Source organism: Microbacterium daqui, assembly GCF_050408675.1.
Classification (GTDB): domain Bacteria; phylum Actinomycetota; class Actinomycetes; order Actinomycetales; family Microbacteriaceae; genus Microbacterium.
In genome coordinates this window covers 116,125-130,446 of record NZ_JBNTKF010000005.1, presented here as the reverse complement: position 1 = coordinate 130,446, position 14,322 = coordinate 116,125, and the positions used below count along the sequence as shown (strand labels likewise).

General features: G+C 61.8%; 13 protein-coding genes. 7 read left to right on the top strand and 6 right to left on the bottom strand.

All coding sequences use genetic code 11. The annotated features are described in order from the left end of the window. Window positions 1–36: 36 nt before the first annotated feature. The gene (locus ACQUSY_RS05055; protein ID WP_428903415.1) at window positions 37–552 is read right to left on the bottom strand and encodes a MarR family winged helix-turn-helix transcriptional regulator; all 516 of its coding nucleotides are present in this window, start codon (window positions 550–552) and stop codon (window positions 37–39) included. Next, window positions 549–2,264 carry an MDR family MFS transporter gene (locus ACQUSY_RS05050; RefSeq protein WP_428903414.1) on the bottom strand — a complete coding sequence of 572 codons (1,716 nt, stop codon included), beginning with the start codon at window positions 2,262–2,264 and terminating at the stop codon, window positions 549–551. The genes ACQUSY_RS05055 and ACQUSY_RS05050 overlap by 4 nt, the downstream gene beginning before the upstream one ends. 217 nt (window positions 2,265–2,481) lie before the next feature. On the opposite strand from ACQUSY_RS05050, the gene ACQUSY_RS05045 reads away from it, so the two are divergent. Further along, window positions 2,482–4,059: a UDP-N-acetylmuramoyl-L-alanyl-D-glutamate--2,6-diaminopimelate ligase gene (locus ACQUSY_RS05045; RefSeq protein ID WP_428903413.1), complete on the top strand. Its 1,578-nt coding sequence runs from the start codon at window positions 2,482–2,484 to the stop codon at window positions 4,057–4,059. 59 nt (window positions 4,060–4,118) lie between these two features. On the opposite strand, the gene ACQUSY_RS05040 is transcribed toward ACQUSY_RS05045, so the two are convergent. Then, the gene (locus tag ACQUSY_RS05040; protein WP_428903412.1) at window positions 4,119–4,763 is read right to left on the bottom strand and encodes a YqaJ viral recombinase family protein; all 645 of its coding nucleotides are present in this window, start codon (window positions 4,761–4,763) and stop codon (window positions 4,119–4,121) included. A gap of 295 nt (window positions 4,764–5,058) precedes the next feature. Here ACQUSY_RS05040 and rplJ point away from each other — a divergent pair, with 295 nt between their 5' ends. Further along, window positions 5,059–5,547, top strand: a complete 489-nt coding sequence (rplJ, locus tag ACQUSY_RS05035) for a 50S ribosomal protein L10 (RefSeq protein ID WP_428903411.1) — start codon at window positions 5,059–5,061, stop codon at window positions 5,545–5,547. Window positions 5,548–5,595: 48 nt separating this feature from the next. After that, complete coding sequence (rplL, locus tag ACQUSY_RS05030) at window positions 5,596–5,976, top strand: 50S ribosomal protein L7/L12 (protein WP_217338204.1); 381 nt, start codon at window positions 5,596–5,598, stop codon at window positions 5,974–5,976. A 270-nt stretch (window positions 5,977–6,246) separates the two neighbouring features. Here rplL and ACQUSY_RS05025 read toward each other — a convergent pair whose 3' ends face one another. Next, entirely contained in the window at window positions 6,247–7,266 is a 1,020-nt protein-coding gene (locus ACQUSY_RS05025) for a LacI family DNA-binding transcriptional regulator (RefSeq protein WP_428903410.1), read from the bottom strand. Between the two features lie 263 nt (window positions 7,267–7,529). On the opposite strand from ACQUSY_RS05025, the gene ACQUSY_RS05020 reads away from it, so the two are divergent. From ACQUSY_RS05020 to ACQUSY_RS05010, 3 genes are all read left to right on the top strand, one after another. Further along, complete coding sequence (locus ACQUSY_RS05020) at window positions 7,530–8,870, top strand: ABC transporter substrate-binding protein (RefSeq protein ID WP_428903409.1); 1,341 nt, start codon at window positions 7,530–7,532, stop codon at window positions 8,868–8,870. A gap of 108 nt (window positions 8,871–8,978) precedes the next feature. Then, window positions 8,979–10,292, top strand: a complete 1,314-nt coding sequence (locus tag ACQUSY_RS05015) for a carbohydrate ABC transporter permease (protein WP_428903467.1) — start codon at window positions 8,979–8,981, stop codon at window positions 10,290–10,292. Continuing rightward, the gene (locus ACQUSY_RS05010) at window positions 10,292–11,260 is read left to right on the top strand and encodes a carbohydrate ABC transporter permease (RefSeq protein ID WP_428903408.1); all 969 of its coding nucleotides are present in this window, start codon (window positions 10,292–10,294) and stop codon (window positions 11,258–11,260) included. Before ACQUSY_RS05015 ends, ACQUSY_RS05010 begins: the two co-directional genes overlap by 1 nt. Window positions 11,261–11,325: 65 nt before the next feature. On the opposite strand, the gene ACQUSY_RS05005 is transcribed toward ACQUSY_RS05010, so the two are convergent. Both ACQUSY_RS05005 and ACQUSY_RS05000 read right to left on the bottom strand, forming a co-directional pair. Beyond that, complete coding sequence (locus ACQUSY_RS05005; RefSeq protein WP_428903407.1) at window positions 11,326–12,027, bottom strand: DUF305 domain-containing protein; 702 nt, start codon at window positions 12,025–12,027, stop codon at window positions 11,326–11,328. Next, window positions 12,027–12,725 carry a thioredoxin-like domain-containing protein gene (locus tag ACQUSY_RS05000; RefSeq protein ID WP_428903406.1) on the bottom strand — a complete coding sequence of 233 codons (699 nt, stop codon included), beginning with the start codon at window positions 12,723–12,725 and terminating at the stop codon, window positions 12,027–12,029. The genes ACQUSY_RS05005 and ACQUSY_RS05000 overlap by 1 nt, the downstream gene beginning before the upstream one ends. Before the next feature lie 311 nt (window positions 12,726–13,036). Here ACQUSY_RS05000 and ACQUSY_RS04995 point away from each other — a divergent pair, with 311 nt between their 5' ends. Beyond that, window positions 13,037–14,266: a multidrug effflux MFS transporter gene (locus ACQUSY_RS04995; protein WP_428903466.1), complete on the top strand. Its 1,230-nt coding sequence runs from the start codon at window positions 13,037–13,039 to the stop codon at window positions 14,264–14,266. The last annotated feature ends 56 nt before the right edge of the window (window positions 14,267–14,322 follow it).

Sequence of the window (14,322 nt, the reverse complement as noted above, 5' to 3'; positions counted from 1 at the left end):
GCCGGGTGATCCCTTTTGCGTAATGTGCCGAGAGGCTCAGGCGTCGCTGGGCGGTGAAGACTCGGCCGCGGCGATACCCGCGCCTTCGTCGGCGGTCGGCCATCGGTGCCGGTAGAGCGCCCGCAACACGCTCGATGCGGTGTCGATATCAGCCGGGTCAAAGCCGTTCAGCGCCACGGTCAACCCCTCGCGGGTGGGGCGGCGCGCGGTGGTAAACCGCTCTCGACCGGCCTCACTGACCGACAGCAGCGTCGCCCGCTTGTCCGTCGGGTCCGCTTCTCGCGTGATGAGTCCGCGCTCGTCGAGATCCTTAATCATGCGGCTGAGGTGGCCCTTGTCGAGCATGAGGCGTTCGGCAATGTCTGACGCGGTCAGCGGACCATCAGATGCCAGAAACGACAGCACCTTGTAGGTACCGACGAGCATCCCGGGCGAAACGCGATTCGCGTTCTCCCGGAACGACCGACGGATGTGCCCCATGAGGTGCGTGAATTCGCTTTCCAGTTGCCGAATGGCCGCCTCGAAGGCGTCCGGTGCTTCCGCATTCGTCATGATGTGCTCCGGGTGGAAGAATCGGCGGCAGAACCAGGTGCAGACGACGCGACGGATGGTTCCGTTGCCATGTCGGCTTCAGACGGCAGGCGCACGGAACCGGTGCTCACTGGCACATTGGCGGTGACAGCTGCGAGGGCGGCTTCGTCTTCAGCGAGACGCTCGGTGTTGGTCTGGCGGCCCAGCGGCGTGTTCGGCAGGGCGATCACGGCGATCAGGGCGACGAGAGCCAGCGGCACGGCGATCCAGAACGAGAACGCGATGGCCTGAGCGTACGAGTCTTCGACGATCTGACGGATGCCGTCGGGCAGCAGCCGTACCTCGGGCATGGTTCCGGAGGTCAACTGCTTGAGCGCTTCCATGCCTTCCTTGCCGGCAGCGGCCGCAGCCTTCTTCAGAGCCTCAGCGTTGGTTCCGAAGAGGTCCACGAGGCGCGTTGCCAGCATCGCACCCATGAGCGAGACACCCACCGTGCCACCGACCGAACGGAAGAACGCGACTCCCGACGAGGCAACACCCATTTCGGCGGGCTTTGCGGTGTTTTGCACGACGAGCACGAGGTTCTGCATCGTCATACCGACGCCAGCACCCGCGAGGAACATGAAGATCGACAGCAGCCAGAACTCGGTGTCGTAGTGGATCGTGGTGAGCAAGAACGAACCCACCAGCAACATGATCGACCCGGTGACCATGTAGATCTTGAACTTGCCGAATCGGCTGATGAGCTGCCCGATAACGATGCTCGAAATCAGCAGGCCACCGATCATCGGCAGCGTCATCAGGCCCGCCTCAGTGGGAGAAGCACCGCGCGCCATCTGCATGTACTGGCTGAGGTAGACCGACATACCGAACATAGCGAGCCCCGTGGCGATCGATGCGATGACCGACAGCGTGAAGGTGCGGTTGCCGAACAGCGACATCGGAACCAGGGGCTCCTTGACGAAGAGCTCCACGAGGACGAAAGCGATGATGCCGACGCCCGCGCCGACGCCCATGAGGATCGACGTTAGCGAGTCCCACTCAAACTGCGAGCCACCCAGGGTGACCCAGATCAGCAGCAGCGATACTGAGACTGACAGCAGCACAATGCCGAGATAGTCAATGTGCACGCGTCGCTTCGGGTGGCGGGGCAGGTGCAGCGTGATCTGCAGCATGATGAGGGCAGCGATGGCGAACGGCACGGCGACGAAGAAGTTCCAGCGCCAGCCCATCGAGTCGGTGATGAGGCCACCGAGGAGGGGGCCGCCGACCGTGGCGAGCGCCATGACCGCGCCGAAGAGGCCGGCGTAGCGGCCACGCTCGCGCGGGCTGATGATGTCGGCCATGATGATCTGGCTGAGCGCGGCGAGACCACCCGCACCGATACCCTGCACGGCGCGTGCCGCGATCAGACCGGTGGCGGAGTCAGAGAAGCCGGCGACAGCGCTCGAGGCAACGAAGATCACGAGCGCAATCTGAATCAGCAACTTGCGGTTAAAGAGGTCGGCAAGCTTGCCCCAAATGGGGGTCGAGATTGCGGTGGTCAGCAGAGTCGAGGTGATGACCCAGGTGAAAGCGGTTTGATCGCCGCCGAGTTCGTGCACGATGACGGGCAGCGACGTGGAGACCACGGTGCCAGCGATCATCGACACAAACATGCCGAGAAGGAGGCCAGAGAGCGCTTCGAGAACCTGCCGGTGGCTCATCTGAGGGGGAGTTGCGGGAGATGTCATAGGTAAAGACTTAGCCATTCATTAGTTGAGTAAAGTCAACGATACATCGCACTCCGTTGACAAAGATCAACTAACTGCGGCGCATAGGAAACGTCCAGCCAGGGCTTACCTGAACAAGAACCCAGAGACTCTCAGGAATTGCGGCGTGGTCGGAGTAAGATGAAACCTTGTTGTTGGCGTTTCTGTTCGCCTCACAAGGCCGATAGATAGGACCAAGGTGGCGCTCGCTGAAGAACCGCGTGATGTATTCGCGGTAGCAGCCGATCGAGAGCGGCACTTTCGACCGAGCCATGTGGTTCCGGTCACCCTCGCAGAGATCGTGACGGCCCTGCCCGGCGCTCGACTTGTGGGAGATGGTTCCGTCGCCGTGACGGGCGTTTCGCTTGACTCGCGATCTGTGTTGCCCAGCGATCTTTACGCCGCCCTCCCCGGGGCACACGTACACGGTGCACAGTTCGTTCGCGCCGCGCTCGAGCGCGGCGCGAACGCGATCGTCACCGACGAAGCCGGGCTCAAGCTCATGGGTGATGCTGGCATTAACGCCATCGTGCTCGATGACGTCCGCGGCCTGCTGGGCGCTGTCAGCGCCGCGGTCTATGCGACGGCAGCACACCAGCCGCAACTTTTTGGTGTCACCGGAACCAACGGTAAGACCACGACGACCTTCATGATCTCGTCGCTGCTGCGGGCACTGGGCGTCGGAATCGGAACCATCGGAACCATCGGCATCGCCGTTGGTGACGACTATGTTCCTTCGACGATGACGACCCCGGAGGCTCCGCAATTGCATGGGCTCATGGCCCGCATGGCCGAGAACAATATCGATGCCGCGGTGATGGAAGTCTCTTCGCACTCGATGGTTTTTCAACGCGTCGGAGGTCTCCGCTTCGCAGTTGCCGGCTTTACGAACCTGTCGCAAGATCACCTCGACCTGCACGGCACGATGGAGGCTTACTTCGACGCGAAGAAGGCGCTGTTCCAAGCCGAGCACGTTGACCGCGCCGTCGTCGTTGTCGATGACCAGTGGGGTCAGCGTATGGCGTCAGAGACCGGCGTGCCAGCGGTCACGGTGAGCACCGATGGTTCGCATGACGGTGACTGGGTTGTCTCTGGCGTGGTTTCGCTTGAGATCGGCCACTCTTTCACGCTGTCGCATCGCGACGGACGATCGCTTGACGCGGTCGTCGGGCTTCCCGGCCGGTTTAACGTCTCCAATGCGGCGCTCGCGCTCGCGATGGTCATCGAAGCAGGCTATGACGTGGCCGATGTCGCCGCGGCCGTAAACTCCGACCAGCGCCCACTCTCACAGGGTGTGCCGGGGCGTATGGAAATCGTGAACACGTCGCCGACCGTCTATGTCGACTTCGCGCACAACCCGGGCGGCCTCATGCGCATGCTGGAGACCGTGCAGACCGCCACCGGTCGTGTGATCTTGGTGTTTGGCGCTGCCGGAGAACGAGATGCTCTCAAGCGCGCTTCGATGGGTGAGATTGCTGCGCGATACTCCGACATCGCAATCGTGACCGACGATGACCCGCACACCGAAGATGCCGCGTCGATTCGCGCCCAGGTTATCGAGGGCGCCACCGCTGAGCTTCGCGAGGGGTGCGAAGTGCTGGAGATCTTCCCTCGTGCTGACGCGATTGCTGCCGCGATCGCGATGGCGGCGACTGACGACATCGTTGTGATCGCCGGCCGCGGTCACGAAACCGTGCAAGACATTGCCGGTGCGCTCATCGACATCGACGATCGCGAAGAAGTTCGCAAAGCCATCTCGCAGACGACCGGGCGCTAACTCTCGACCGCTGCCGAGGTTCCGCTCTCCGTCGGTGCTGTCGGCGCTTCGACGAGGTATTAGTCAGCGAGAGCGAGTGCGCGAAATTGCTCGCGCGAAGCGCGGGGCGGAACCACGTTGCCGGTCGTGCGGCTGTAGAGCTCGTCGATGAGGTTGGTCGCGAGACCCACGAGCTTCGCAATCTCAGCGCCATCACGGTCAACCCACTGGCACTTCGGTTCGTCGTGCAGGGGAACAAAATTGTCGTGCTCTTCCCACACAAACAGGGTGCGCTCGGCTCCCAGCACGTGCTGCTGCCACCAGATCTGGCGCAGGTAGTTGCGGGGGATTGAGCGGAACGGCTTATTGGTCGTCTTGATCTCGGCGAGCGTGACGCGGCCCTCGGCGTCTTGCTTGATGCCATCGGGCGTCGCCAAGTGACGCTTTTCCACCTCGGCGTGGAAGAGTGCTGACGACGACATAATGCCGTGCGTCGCGGCCATCCAGCCGGCGATCTCGGGCTCACGGCGGCGGCCGTGGTCGGTGTAGGCGTTGCCGCTGAAGCGCGCGCCACCACCAAGCTTGGCCGTGGCGGCACGCTGAATCGAGGCCGCTGACGACAGCGTCGCGACGTCTGTCGCGGTGATGCCGCGCGAGCGCGCTCGCACCCACGCCACCCGGTCACGGGAGTCCGCAACGATTCGGGCAGCAAGTTCAGGAGTCACCCTTCGAGGCTACGCTTTTTTACGTGTTGCTCTGACCTTGAGGCGGTGCGTCGCCGGAACCACGGCCTCGATTTGGTGTGACGGAGAGCGTCGGCTATTCTGGGGGAAGCCAAAGACCGTCGGTCATTGTCATGTTCGCATGGCAATCGAAGCACTGCTCAGCAGAGGCCCACGCAGGTGACACGAAATATCTTCTGATTGCTCCGTGCGCTTGCGCCGGAGCTTTTTTGTTGCGGTGAGGTCAAGGCAGACACCCCGCACCCGCGCGGTGTTATGTACACATCAAGGAGTGACCATGGCGCAGAAGGATGCATCGGTCGTTGAGCTCACGAAGAACTTCGAGAACGCCAACGCCGTCCTGCTGACCGAGTACCGCGGTCTGACGGTAGCCCAGCTCAAGCAGCTGCGTACGGCTATCCGCCAGGACGCTGAGTACGCCGTGGTGAAGAACACGCTGACCAAGATTGCTGCCAACAAGGCAGGAATCACGTCGCTTGACGACGACCTTAAGGGTCCGTCGGCAATCGCATTCGTGCACGGTGACTTTGTCGCCACCGCGAAGGCTATGCGTGACTTTGCCAAGGCAAACCCGCTTCTCGTGATCAAGGGCGGCGTGTTCGAGGGCAACGCTCTCACCGCTGACGAGATCAACAAGTACGCCTCGCTCGAGAGCCGTGAGGTTCTGCTGGCGAAGGCTGCGGGCATGATGAAGGCAACGATGGGCAAGGCAGCTGCCACCATCGACGCTCTTCGCGAAAAGCTGGAGTCGGCCGAAGCTGCGTAAGCAGCCCCCGATTCTTCGACAAACCACATTTATCTAGGAGATACCACCATGGCTAAGCTCACCACTGAGGAGCTGCTCGAGCAGTTCGCCGGCCTGACCCTCGTTGAACTGAGCGAGTTCGTCAAGGCTTTCGAAGAGAAGTTTGACGTTACCGCTGCTGCTCCCGTTGCAGTTGCAGGCGCAGCTGGCGCTGGCGCTGCAGAGGCTGAAGAAGAGAAGGACTCGTTCGACGTCATTCTCGAGGCAGCTGGCGACAAGAAGATCCAGGTCATCAAGGTCGTCCGCGAGCTCACCTCGCTCGGCCTCGGCGAGGCTAAGGCTGTCGTCGACGGTGCACCCAAGGCTGTTCTTGAGGGCGCAAACAAGGAAGCTGCTGAGAAGGCTAAGACGGCCCTCGAAGAAGCTGGCGCAACGGTTACCGTTAAGTAATCACGCTTCGCGTTTTTACACAGGGCTCCGGGTTCTCCCGGGGCCCTGTGTCATTTTCTGCGGGAGTCTCGTTCTTGTCCCGTGGTTCCTGGTTCCGGAACCATCAACAACCGTTATGCACGCACCGTCACGGTGTTGACGTGGACATTTGCCACTCCAGTAACACCATTAACTCCAGTAACAGCAACTCGTGCATAACGGTCGTTGTGTCCAAGCCGCGGCAGCCTGGCTGTGGTTGCGTGGTTGCGTGGTTCCGGAACCACGGGCTGGCTAGGGGCGCGCAGACTCGGGTGGAACGGTGGTGGAGTTGCGGATCACCATCGTGGCCGGTGCCCACACCCGCTCGGGCGGGCTGGTCGGGTCGGCAATCAACCGCGTCAATAACTCGACGGCCGTTTCGCCTTGGTCGCGCGGGCTCTGCCGCAGCGTCGTGAGCGAGAACATCTCGGCGTGGGCGTGGTCGTCAATGCCGATGACGCTGAGGTCATTGGGTACGCCGAGGCCCTGACGCCGAGCCGCGATGACGGCACCAATCGCGACCTCGTCACACACACCCACGATCGCGGTGGGGCGCGTGCGGGGGGAGCTGAGGAAGTCAACGGCGGTCGCGTAGCCGTCGGGCATATCGACTTCGCATGGAATGTGTCGTGCGAACTCAGCGAGGCCAGATTCGGCCATCGCGGTGCGGTATCCGAGCAAGCGACGGGTGTCACCAAAACTGTGGTCGCTGCCTTCGGCGGCGCCGCCGACAAACGCAATGTTGCTGTGGCCGAGCCCGATGAGGTGTTCGGTTGCGCGCCGGGCAGCGTCAAAGTCGTTGATCGATACGGCACTCGTACCGGCGTCGTAGCTACCGATTGTGACGAGGGGCTTTCCGATCGTGGTGATGCGTTCGAGTTCTCGCGTGGACGGTTCAATGCCCACCGTAATCAGCCCGTCAAAACGACGGCGGCCGAGGTACGTGTCGAACATGCGTTGCCGATGCAGCGAACCGGGCTCAGCAGAAAACAGGGCACAGTCGAGGTCGCGGGCAATCAGCGCGTTCTGAATGCCATCGACGACTTCGCCGAAGTACCAACGAGTGACGTGCGGCACGATGACGCCGATCGTCTGGGTCTTGCCGGTGGCGAGTGACACAGCGTGCGTTGACGCCACGTAGCCAAGGGCATCTGCGGCTTCGCGCACTCGTTGTCTCGTCGCGGCCGACACGTATCCGCTGCCGGTGAGCGCTCGTGACGCGGTCGATTTCGACACGCCCGCGCGACGCGCAACGTCTGCAATCCCGCTCACAATGCCCTCCCTTGCTCGATTCGCTTCACCAGCCTAGGGGAAGAATTCTCAAAATATGGAACCAGTTCCAGGTTTTGTCTACTGTGTTGCGGTTCGCGATACGGTTCGGGAGCGCTCCCATGCGCGATCGAGAGAGGTTACAGAGTCGTAATGTTGTGAACCCTTGTGCTCGAGCGGAACAGTCAATAGATTCGGCTGGAAACGGTTCCTTATCGAACCGGGAGCGCAAGGAAGAGCTCCTCGCGCTGGAAAGGAGGATCGACATGGGTGTTCCTACCCGACGTCGTTTGCTGGTTGGCGTCGCCGTCGCTGGCATCGCGGCACTTACTCTCGCAGGATGCGCCGAATCCGAAGACGGCGGTGCCGCGCCTGGTGAAGGCGGCTCGCTGGAGGGTGAAACGGTCAAGATTTCCGGCGGTATCACCGGCACCGAAGACACAGCGCTGAACGAAGCGTTCGCTCAGTTCGAAAAAGACACCGGTATTGAGGTCACCTACACCGGAGATAAAGGTTTTGAGGGCAACATCGTCACGAAGGTTGACGGCGGTTCTGCCCCTGACATTGCAATTGTTCCGCAGCCTGGTCTGCTGAAAACGCTGATCGGTACCGGCGAAGCAAAGGCGGCCACAGAAGCAGTCGAGAAGCTCGTTGACGAGAACTGGTCGGAAGACTGGAAGGGCTACGGAACCGTAGACGGCACGTTCTACGCGGCACCGATGCTTGCGAACGTCAAGGGCTACGTGTACTACTCGCCCTCGCAGTTCAAGGAGTGGGGCGTCGAGGTTCCCAAGACGTGGGATGAAATGCTCACCCTCACAGCGACGATCCAGGAGAAGACGAGCGCAGCACCGTGGTGTGTTGGTTTCGCTTCCGGTGACGCTTCCGGTTGGCCCGGAACCGACTGGATTGAAGACCTCGTGTTGCGCCAGTCTGGTGCCGACGTCTACGACAAGTGGATTGCCGGTGACGTGAAGTTCACCGACCCGGAGATCAAGAGCGCCTTTGACGCCGTGGGTGAGATCATCCTCAACCCGGACTACGTCAACGCTGGCTTCGGTGACGTCAAGAGCATCAACACGACCGCTTTCGGCGACGTTGCAGCGAAGCTTGCTGACGGCACATGCGCGTTGACGCACCAGGGCTCGTTCTTGACGGCAAACCTGCTTGACACGACGACCGCGTCTGGCGAGAAGCCGGTTATCGCACCCGATGGCGACCTGTACGCCTTCATCATGCCGGGCATGACAGAGGGCGAGCTGCAGGTTGAAGTTGGTGGCGAGTTCGTTGTTGCCTTCAGCGATGACGCCGCGACGCAGGCCGTGCTTGAGTTCATGGCGAGCAAGGAATTTGCTGACGCTCGCGTGAAGCTCGGCGGTGCCATCTCCGCAAACAAGAACGCTGACCCGACGCTCGCTTCGAGCGAGTTCCTGACGGAGGCCATGAAGGTCCTGCAGGACGACACGACGGTCGTGCGTTTTGACGCTTCCGACCTGATGCCCGCAACCGTTGGTTCCGGATCCTTCTGGAAGGGAATGGTCAGCTGGGTTGACGGAAAGAGCACAGATGAGGTTCTGAGCGACATCCAGGCTGGTTTTAAGAACTAGTCTGGTCGTCACGCCAGAGATTCATGAGGGGTCGAGGCCTTACGCCCCGGCCCCTCACTCATCTCCGGTGCGGCTTCGAGTTCATAGGTGCACTCCGAAGGGGTAATGATGTCTCACAGTCTCGCTACCGAACCGCTCCCGAAATCGGGTGAGTACAACAGCAAGATAACGACCGCCGGTGTGGTCGGCGGATTCGTATTGATCATTGGGCTGATCGTGGCGCTCCTCATGAGCACGCCGAACCCCGAGGCGAATCCACGAACGCTGGGCTTCTCGCTCAACGCCTTCTTCCAGTGGCTCGGCGATATGCAGCCGCTCGTGCAGATCCCGATCGTGGTCGCGGTCTTCGCGGTTGTCGTGGGCTTGATTCTTCTGCTGGTCGAATTCGCACCGCGCCGCGGCAAGGTGTACTTCTGGATTCGCCTGATCGCCACCTTCGCGATTCCGTTCATCGCGTTCATGCTGCTCCGCCCCTACGGCAACGCGATTCTTTACGTCGTCGCGATCGCGCTGGCGACCGGTGGCCTGCTGTTCTTCGCCGACCTGCGTGCCCGCCAAGGTTCCGGCTACCTGTTCCAGCTCATGCTGTTTATGGCGCCCGCGGCCATTCTGTTGGGAATCGGCCTCATTTACCCGGCGATCTCCACCGTGGTGCAGTCCTTCTTTGACAAGGAGGGCGAGAACTTCGTCTGGTTCGAGAACTACCAGTGGGTGGTGACGAACCCTGAGGGCACGTGGTCGATCATCAACACCCTGATTTGGGCACTCCTCGCGCCCACGTTCGCGACCGCGATTGGTCTTGCCTACGCCGTCTTCATTGACCGGGCGCGCGGTGAGAAGGTGCTGAAGGTTTTGGTCTTCATGCCCGTCGCGATCTCCTTCGTCGGCGCCGGCATCATCTGGAAGTTCATGTATGACGTGCGCCAGGGCGAGCAGATCGGTCTGCTCAACGCGATCGTGACGGCCTTTGGCGGTGATCCGGTCAGTTGGCTCGATGCCCGCCCGATTTGGAACACCCTGTTCCTGCTGGTCGTGTTCATCTGGACCCAAACGGGCTTCGCTATGGTCATCCTTTCCGCCGCGATCAAAGCGGTGCCGACGGAGCAGACCGAAGCCGCGGCCCTGGATGGCGCCAACTCGTGGCAGCGCTTCACGAACGTCACGGTGCCCGGCATTCGCGGTTCGCTCATCGTGGTTTTGACCACGATCACGATCATGTCGCTCAAGGTGTACGACATCGTCGCCGTGATGACGGGTGGTCGCGCCGACACCACGGTGCTTGGTTTTGAGATGGTCAACCAGCAACAGCGCTTCCAGAGCTATGGTCACTCATCCGCCCTGGCCGTCGTGCTGTTCCTGTTCGTGCTGCCGCTCATCATCTTCAATGCGAGACAACTCACGAAGCAAAGGGAGATCCGCTGATGAGTGCGACAACGTCAATCGTCATGGACAATCGCTCCGCTCGTGACATCGAGCGCGAAACCCGACGCAATGAAAAGACCGCGCAGAAGCGGCTGACCTCCAAGGGGGCGACGATTGCCGCGGCGATCATCGCGATCTTCTGGAGCATCCCCACCTTCGGCCTGTTGGTGACGTCGTTCCGTCCGGGTTCTGAGTCCTCCACGACGGGCTGGTGGACAGTATTCACGAACCCCAACTTCACGCTCGACAACTACTTCTCAGCACTGACGGCGGGCGGAACCTCGCTGACGCTGGGGGAGTCGTTCATCAACTCGCTCGCCATCTCGATTCCGGCGACGATCATTCCGATCGTCATCGCGTCGCTCGCGGCTTACGGGTTCGCGTGGATTCCGTTCAAGGGCAGAAACGGTCTCTTCGTCTTTGTCTTTGCCCTGCAGATCGTGCCGATTCAGATGGCTCTGGTTCCGCTGCTCTCGCTGTTCTCCCGCGGACTCACGATCAACGACGTCACGATCTTCCCGGGCCTCGCCCTGCGCGACGTCGACCACAGTTTCGCAACGGTGTGGATTGCGCACGCGATCTTCGCTCTGCCGCTCGCGATCTTCATGCTGCACAACTTCATTGCGGAGATTCCGAATGAGGTTATCGAGGCGGCACGCGTGGACGGTGCCGGTCACGGTCAGGTGTTCTTCCGCATCATTCTGCCGCTGGCAATGCCCGCGATCGCGTCGTTCGGTATCTTCCAGTTCTTGTGGGTGTGGAACGACCTGCTCGTTGCGACAATTTTCGCGCCAGACACATCGTTGCCACTGACGCAGACGTTGAACTCGCTCTCCGGCAGTTGGGGCGACAAGTGGTACCTGCAGTCAGCCGGTGCGTTCATCGCGATCATCGTGCCGCTCATCGTATTCTTCTCGCTGCAGCGCTTCTTCGTGCGCGGCCTGTTGGCCGGTGCGACGAAGGGCTAACGCCGACACAACAGGTGAGGGGCTAGCGATCAGATCGCGAGCCCCTCACCTGTTCAAGAACGACGTTAGTCGGAGCACCCAAACCGGCTCTGCAGCATCTGCATCGCCGTGATTTCACTCGTCTGCGTCGTGGCCATCTTGCCGGCAAGGTCGAGCACGTTGTGGTTCGTGCCGAGCTCTTCGATCGCGTCGACCATATCGATGGCACCTTCGTGGTGGCGAATCATGAGCTCAAGAAACTGGCAGTCTGCCTGGGTTCCTGATGCTGCAGCCAACTCATCGAGCTGCGCCTGCGTCGCCATACCCATCTGCGCGTTGAGCTCTTCGGGTGTCAGCGACGGGTCACCGTGACCGCTGTGCTCGCCGCTCGACGCCATCCACTGCATCGCAGGCGCTTTTCCGTAAGCCGGCAGGTTCCAGTCCAGCAACCACTGCTGCATCTGACCGACCTGCGCCGACTGCGCGGTCGCAATGTCATAGGCGATCGCCCGCACGTCCGCATCGGTCGTCTTTGGGTAGATGATCATGGCCATCTGCACCGCCTGCTGGTGGTGCGTCTGCATGTCACGGGCGAAGCCCGCTTCTGCCGAAGAGTCGAGTGGAACCTGTGCTGCGGGTGTCGAATCAAAGGCCGTAAAGCGACCAACAGCGAAGGCGCCTGCCGCGATCGTGACGAACGCGACCGTGAGGGCGAGAACCTTCTGCCACCGCGGTGTCGGCGGTTCAACGGGGAGGTCGAACTCGTCGTCAGGTGTGACGTCGGTCATTACATCCAACCGCCCTGGGGCTCGACGCAGAGTGCGCCGGGCTCAGGAGCCTGGTTGCTGCGCCAGTAGTTCTCGAAGAACGTCGTGATGCGCTTGTCATCGACCGAATCAAGCTTGAGCTGCGCGTTCCAGGCACTCATCGCGATCGGCGTGTCCATGCCCCCATAGGGGCTGAGGATCGCATACGTGTCGGGTGTCATGCTCTTGAGCTTCTGAATATCGTCAGCGGTGACCTGCTCGGGGTCATACGTCACCCACACTGCACCGTGCTCCATGCTGTGCACAGCATTCACGTCAGCGACCGGCTCTTCGTACACGGCACATGTCAGCCAGCGGTACGAGTGCGGGCCGCCGGCCGGGGGCGTCTGCTCGTATTCAACCGGGTCTTCGGTGTGCAGGGTTTCGTGCTTGAACGTCTCGACACCCTCGATCGTGAGCGAGCCATTAGCGATGTCGTAAGAGACGGGTCGTGGCGTGAGTACATATGAGCCGACGACCAATGCAATAACGGCGGCAACACCCACGCCGCTGAGCACCCACGTCAGCGTCTTGTTGCGCTTGCGGCGCGCGATATTGCGCTGGTACTCAGCGAGTTTTGCCGCGCGCTCCTCCTGGCGCTGTTGCTTCTGCGAGGCGGCTTGGTTGAAACCGCTGTTGTTGGCGGGGTTTCCGCTCTTGCGTGGGGGAGTCGAGGCCATGTGGTCATCGTATTCGAGCCGGGGCCTGTGTCGCTGAGAAAAGGCATAGATTGCGCTGGTGACGAGCCCGCCACCAGCCATCGTGATATTACGAGCGCGATAAGGGCAGACGTGCCCGCGGAGTACGATAGATCAGCACTGCGTCGAATCGTTTCGAGTTTTGAAAAGCCGAGAGCCCCGTGAGTACCCCCACTTCTGACCCGTCGTCCCAGCACCCTGACGACTCCGCCGACGCACCCACGGGCTCCGTTGTTCCGACGTCGACGGGCGCGATTCGCGCCCTGGGCGCGAACCCGGCGACGGCTCCGATCATGCTGCACCCGGGTGACGCGCTGTCGTCGCGCCGTCGCGTGCTCTACGTCATTCTGCTCGGTGCGCTCACCGCGCTCGGCCCGTTCACGGTTGACCTTTATCTCCCGGCGTTCCCGGTGTTGGAGGGGTATTTCTCGACCTCAGCGTCAGCGATTCAGCTGACGCTGACCGGAACTATGTTGGGCTTCGGTCTCGGCCAAATCATTGTCGGGCCGCTCACCGACAAGATCGGACGCCGCAAGCCCCTGCTGGTGGCGACCTCGCTGCACATCATTGCCAGCCTGGTCGCGGCCATCGCGCCAACGCTGGAGATTCTCGGTGCCGCCCGCGTGCTGCAGGGCATGGGCGCGGCCGCCGGTAGTGTCGTCGCGATGGCGATCGTGCGCGACCTGTTCGGTGGCAAGCGCCTCGTCATCATGCTGTCACGTCTCGCGCTTGTGATGGGGGTGGCTCCGGTGGTCGCCCCGCTCATCGGCTCGTGGCTGCTCGAGCACATGGACTGGCGTGGCATCTTCTGGGTGCTCATGGGCTACGGCCTGGTCATGGTGACGTGCTCCATCTTCTTTCTGCCGGAGACGCTGCCGAAGGAGCGCCGTCAAGGCCGGGGCAACGAGACCGTGTGGCGCCGCTACCGCAACGTGCTGAGCGACCGCGTCTACGTCGGCGTACTGATCATCGGTGGCATGACGTTCTCGGGCCTGTTCAGTTACCTGAGCGCGTCGAGCTTCCTGTTCCAGATCACGTACGACTTCACCGCTGTGCAGTACGGGCTCCTGTTCGCGATCAATTCGGTCGGTCTCATCGCCGGTAACCAGGCTGCCGCCCGTCTCGCCGCACGCTTCGGGCCGCAGTGGGTGCTCGCGTATTCAACCGTCGTGCTCCTCCTCGCCGGTGTCGCGATCCTCATCACCGACGCCCTCGACCTTGGGCTGTGGGGCACCGTGGTTCCGCTCTTCGTCTTCATGACGGCGTGTGGCTTCACGTTCCCCTGTGTGCAGGTGCTCGCCCTCGACCGCCACGGCAGCGCCGCCGGTACCGCGGCCTCGCTGCTCGGTGCCAGCAACAACGCCGTCGCCGCCCTCATCTCGCCGCTCGTCGGCCTGATCTCGGCCGGTTCGGGCATCACCGCGACCACGATGGCGATCGTCATGGTCGGCTGCGCGGTCATCGGCATCGCGTCGGTGTGGGCGTTGGTGAGGCCTCGCACGGTCGCGCTTCTGAATCCTTGACCGGTGACCTGTACTTCGCCCACGGGGAGAAGTCGCAAAAATATGCCGCGGTCGAC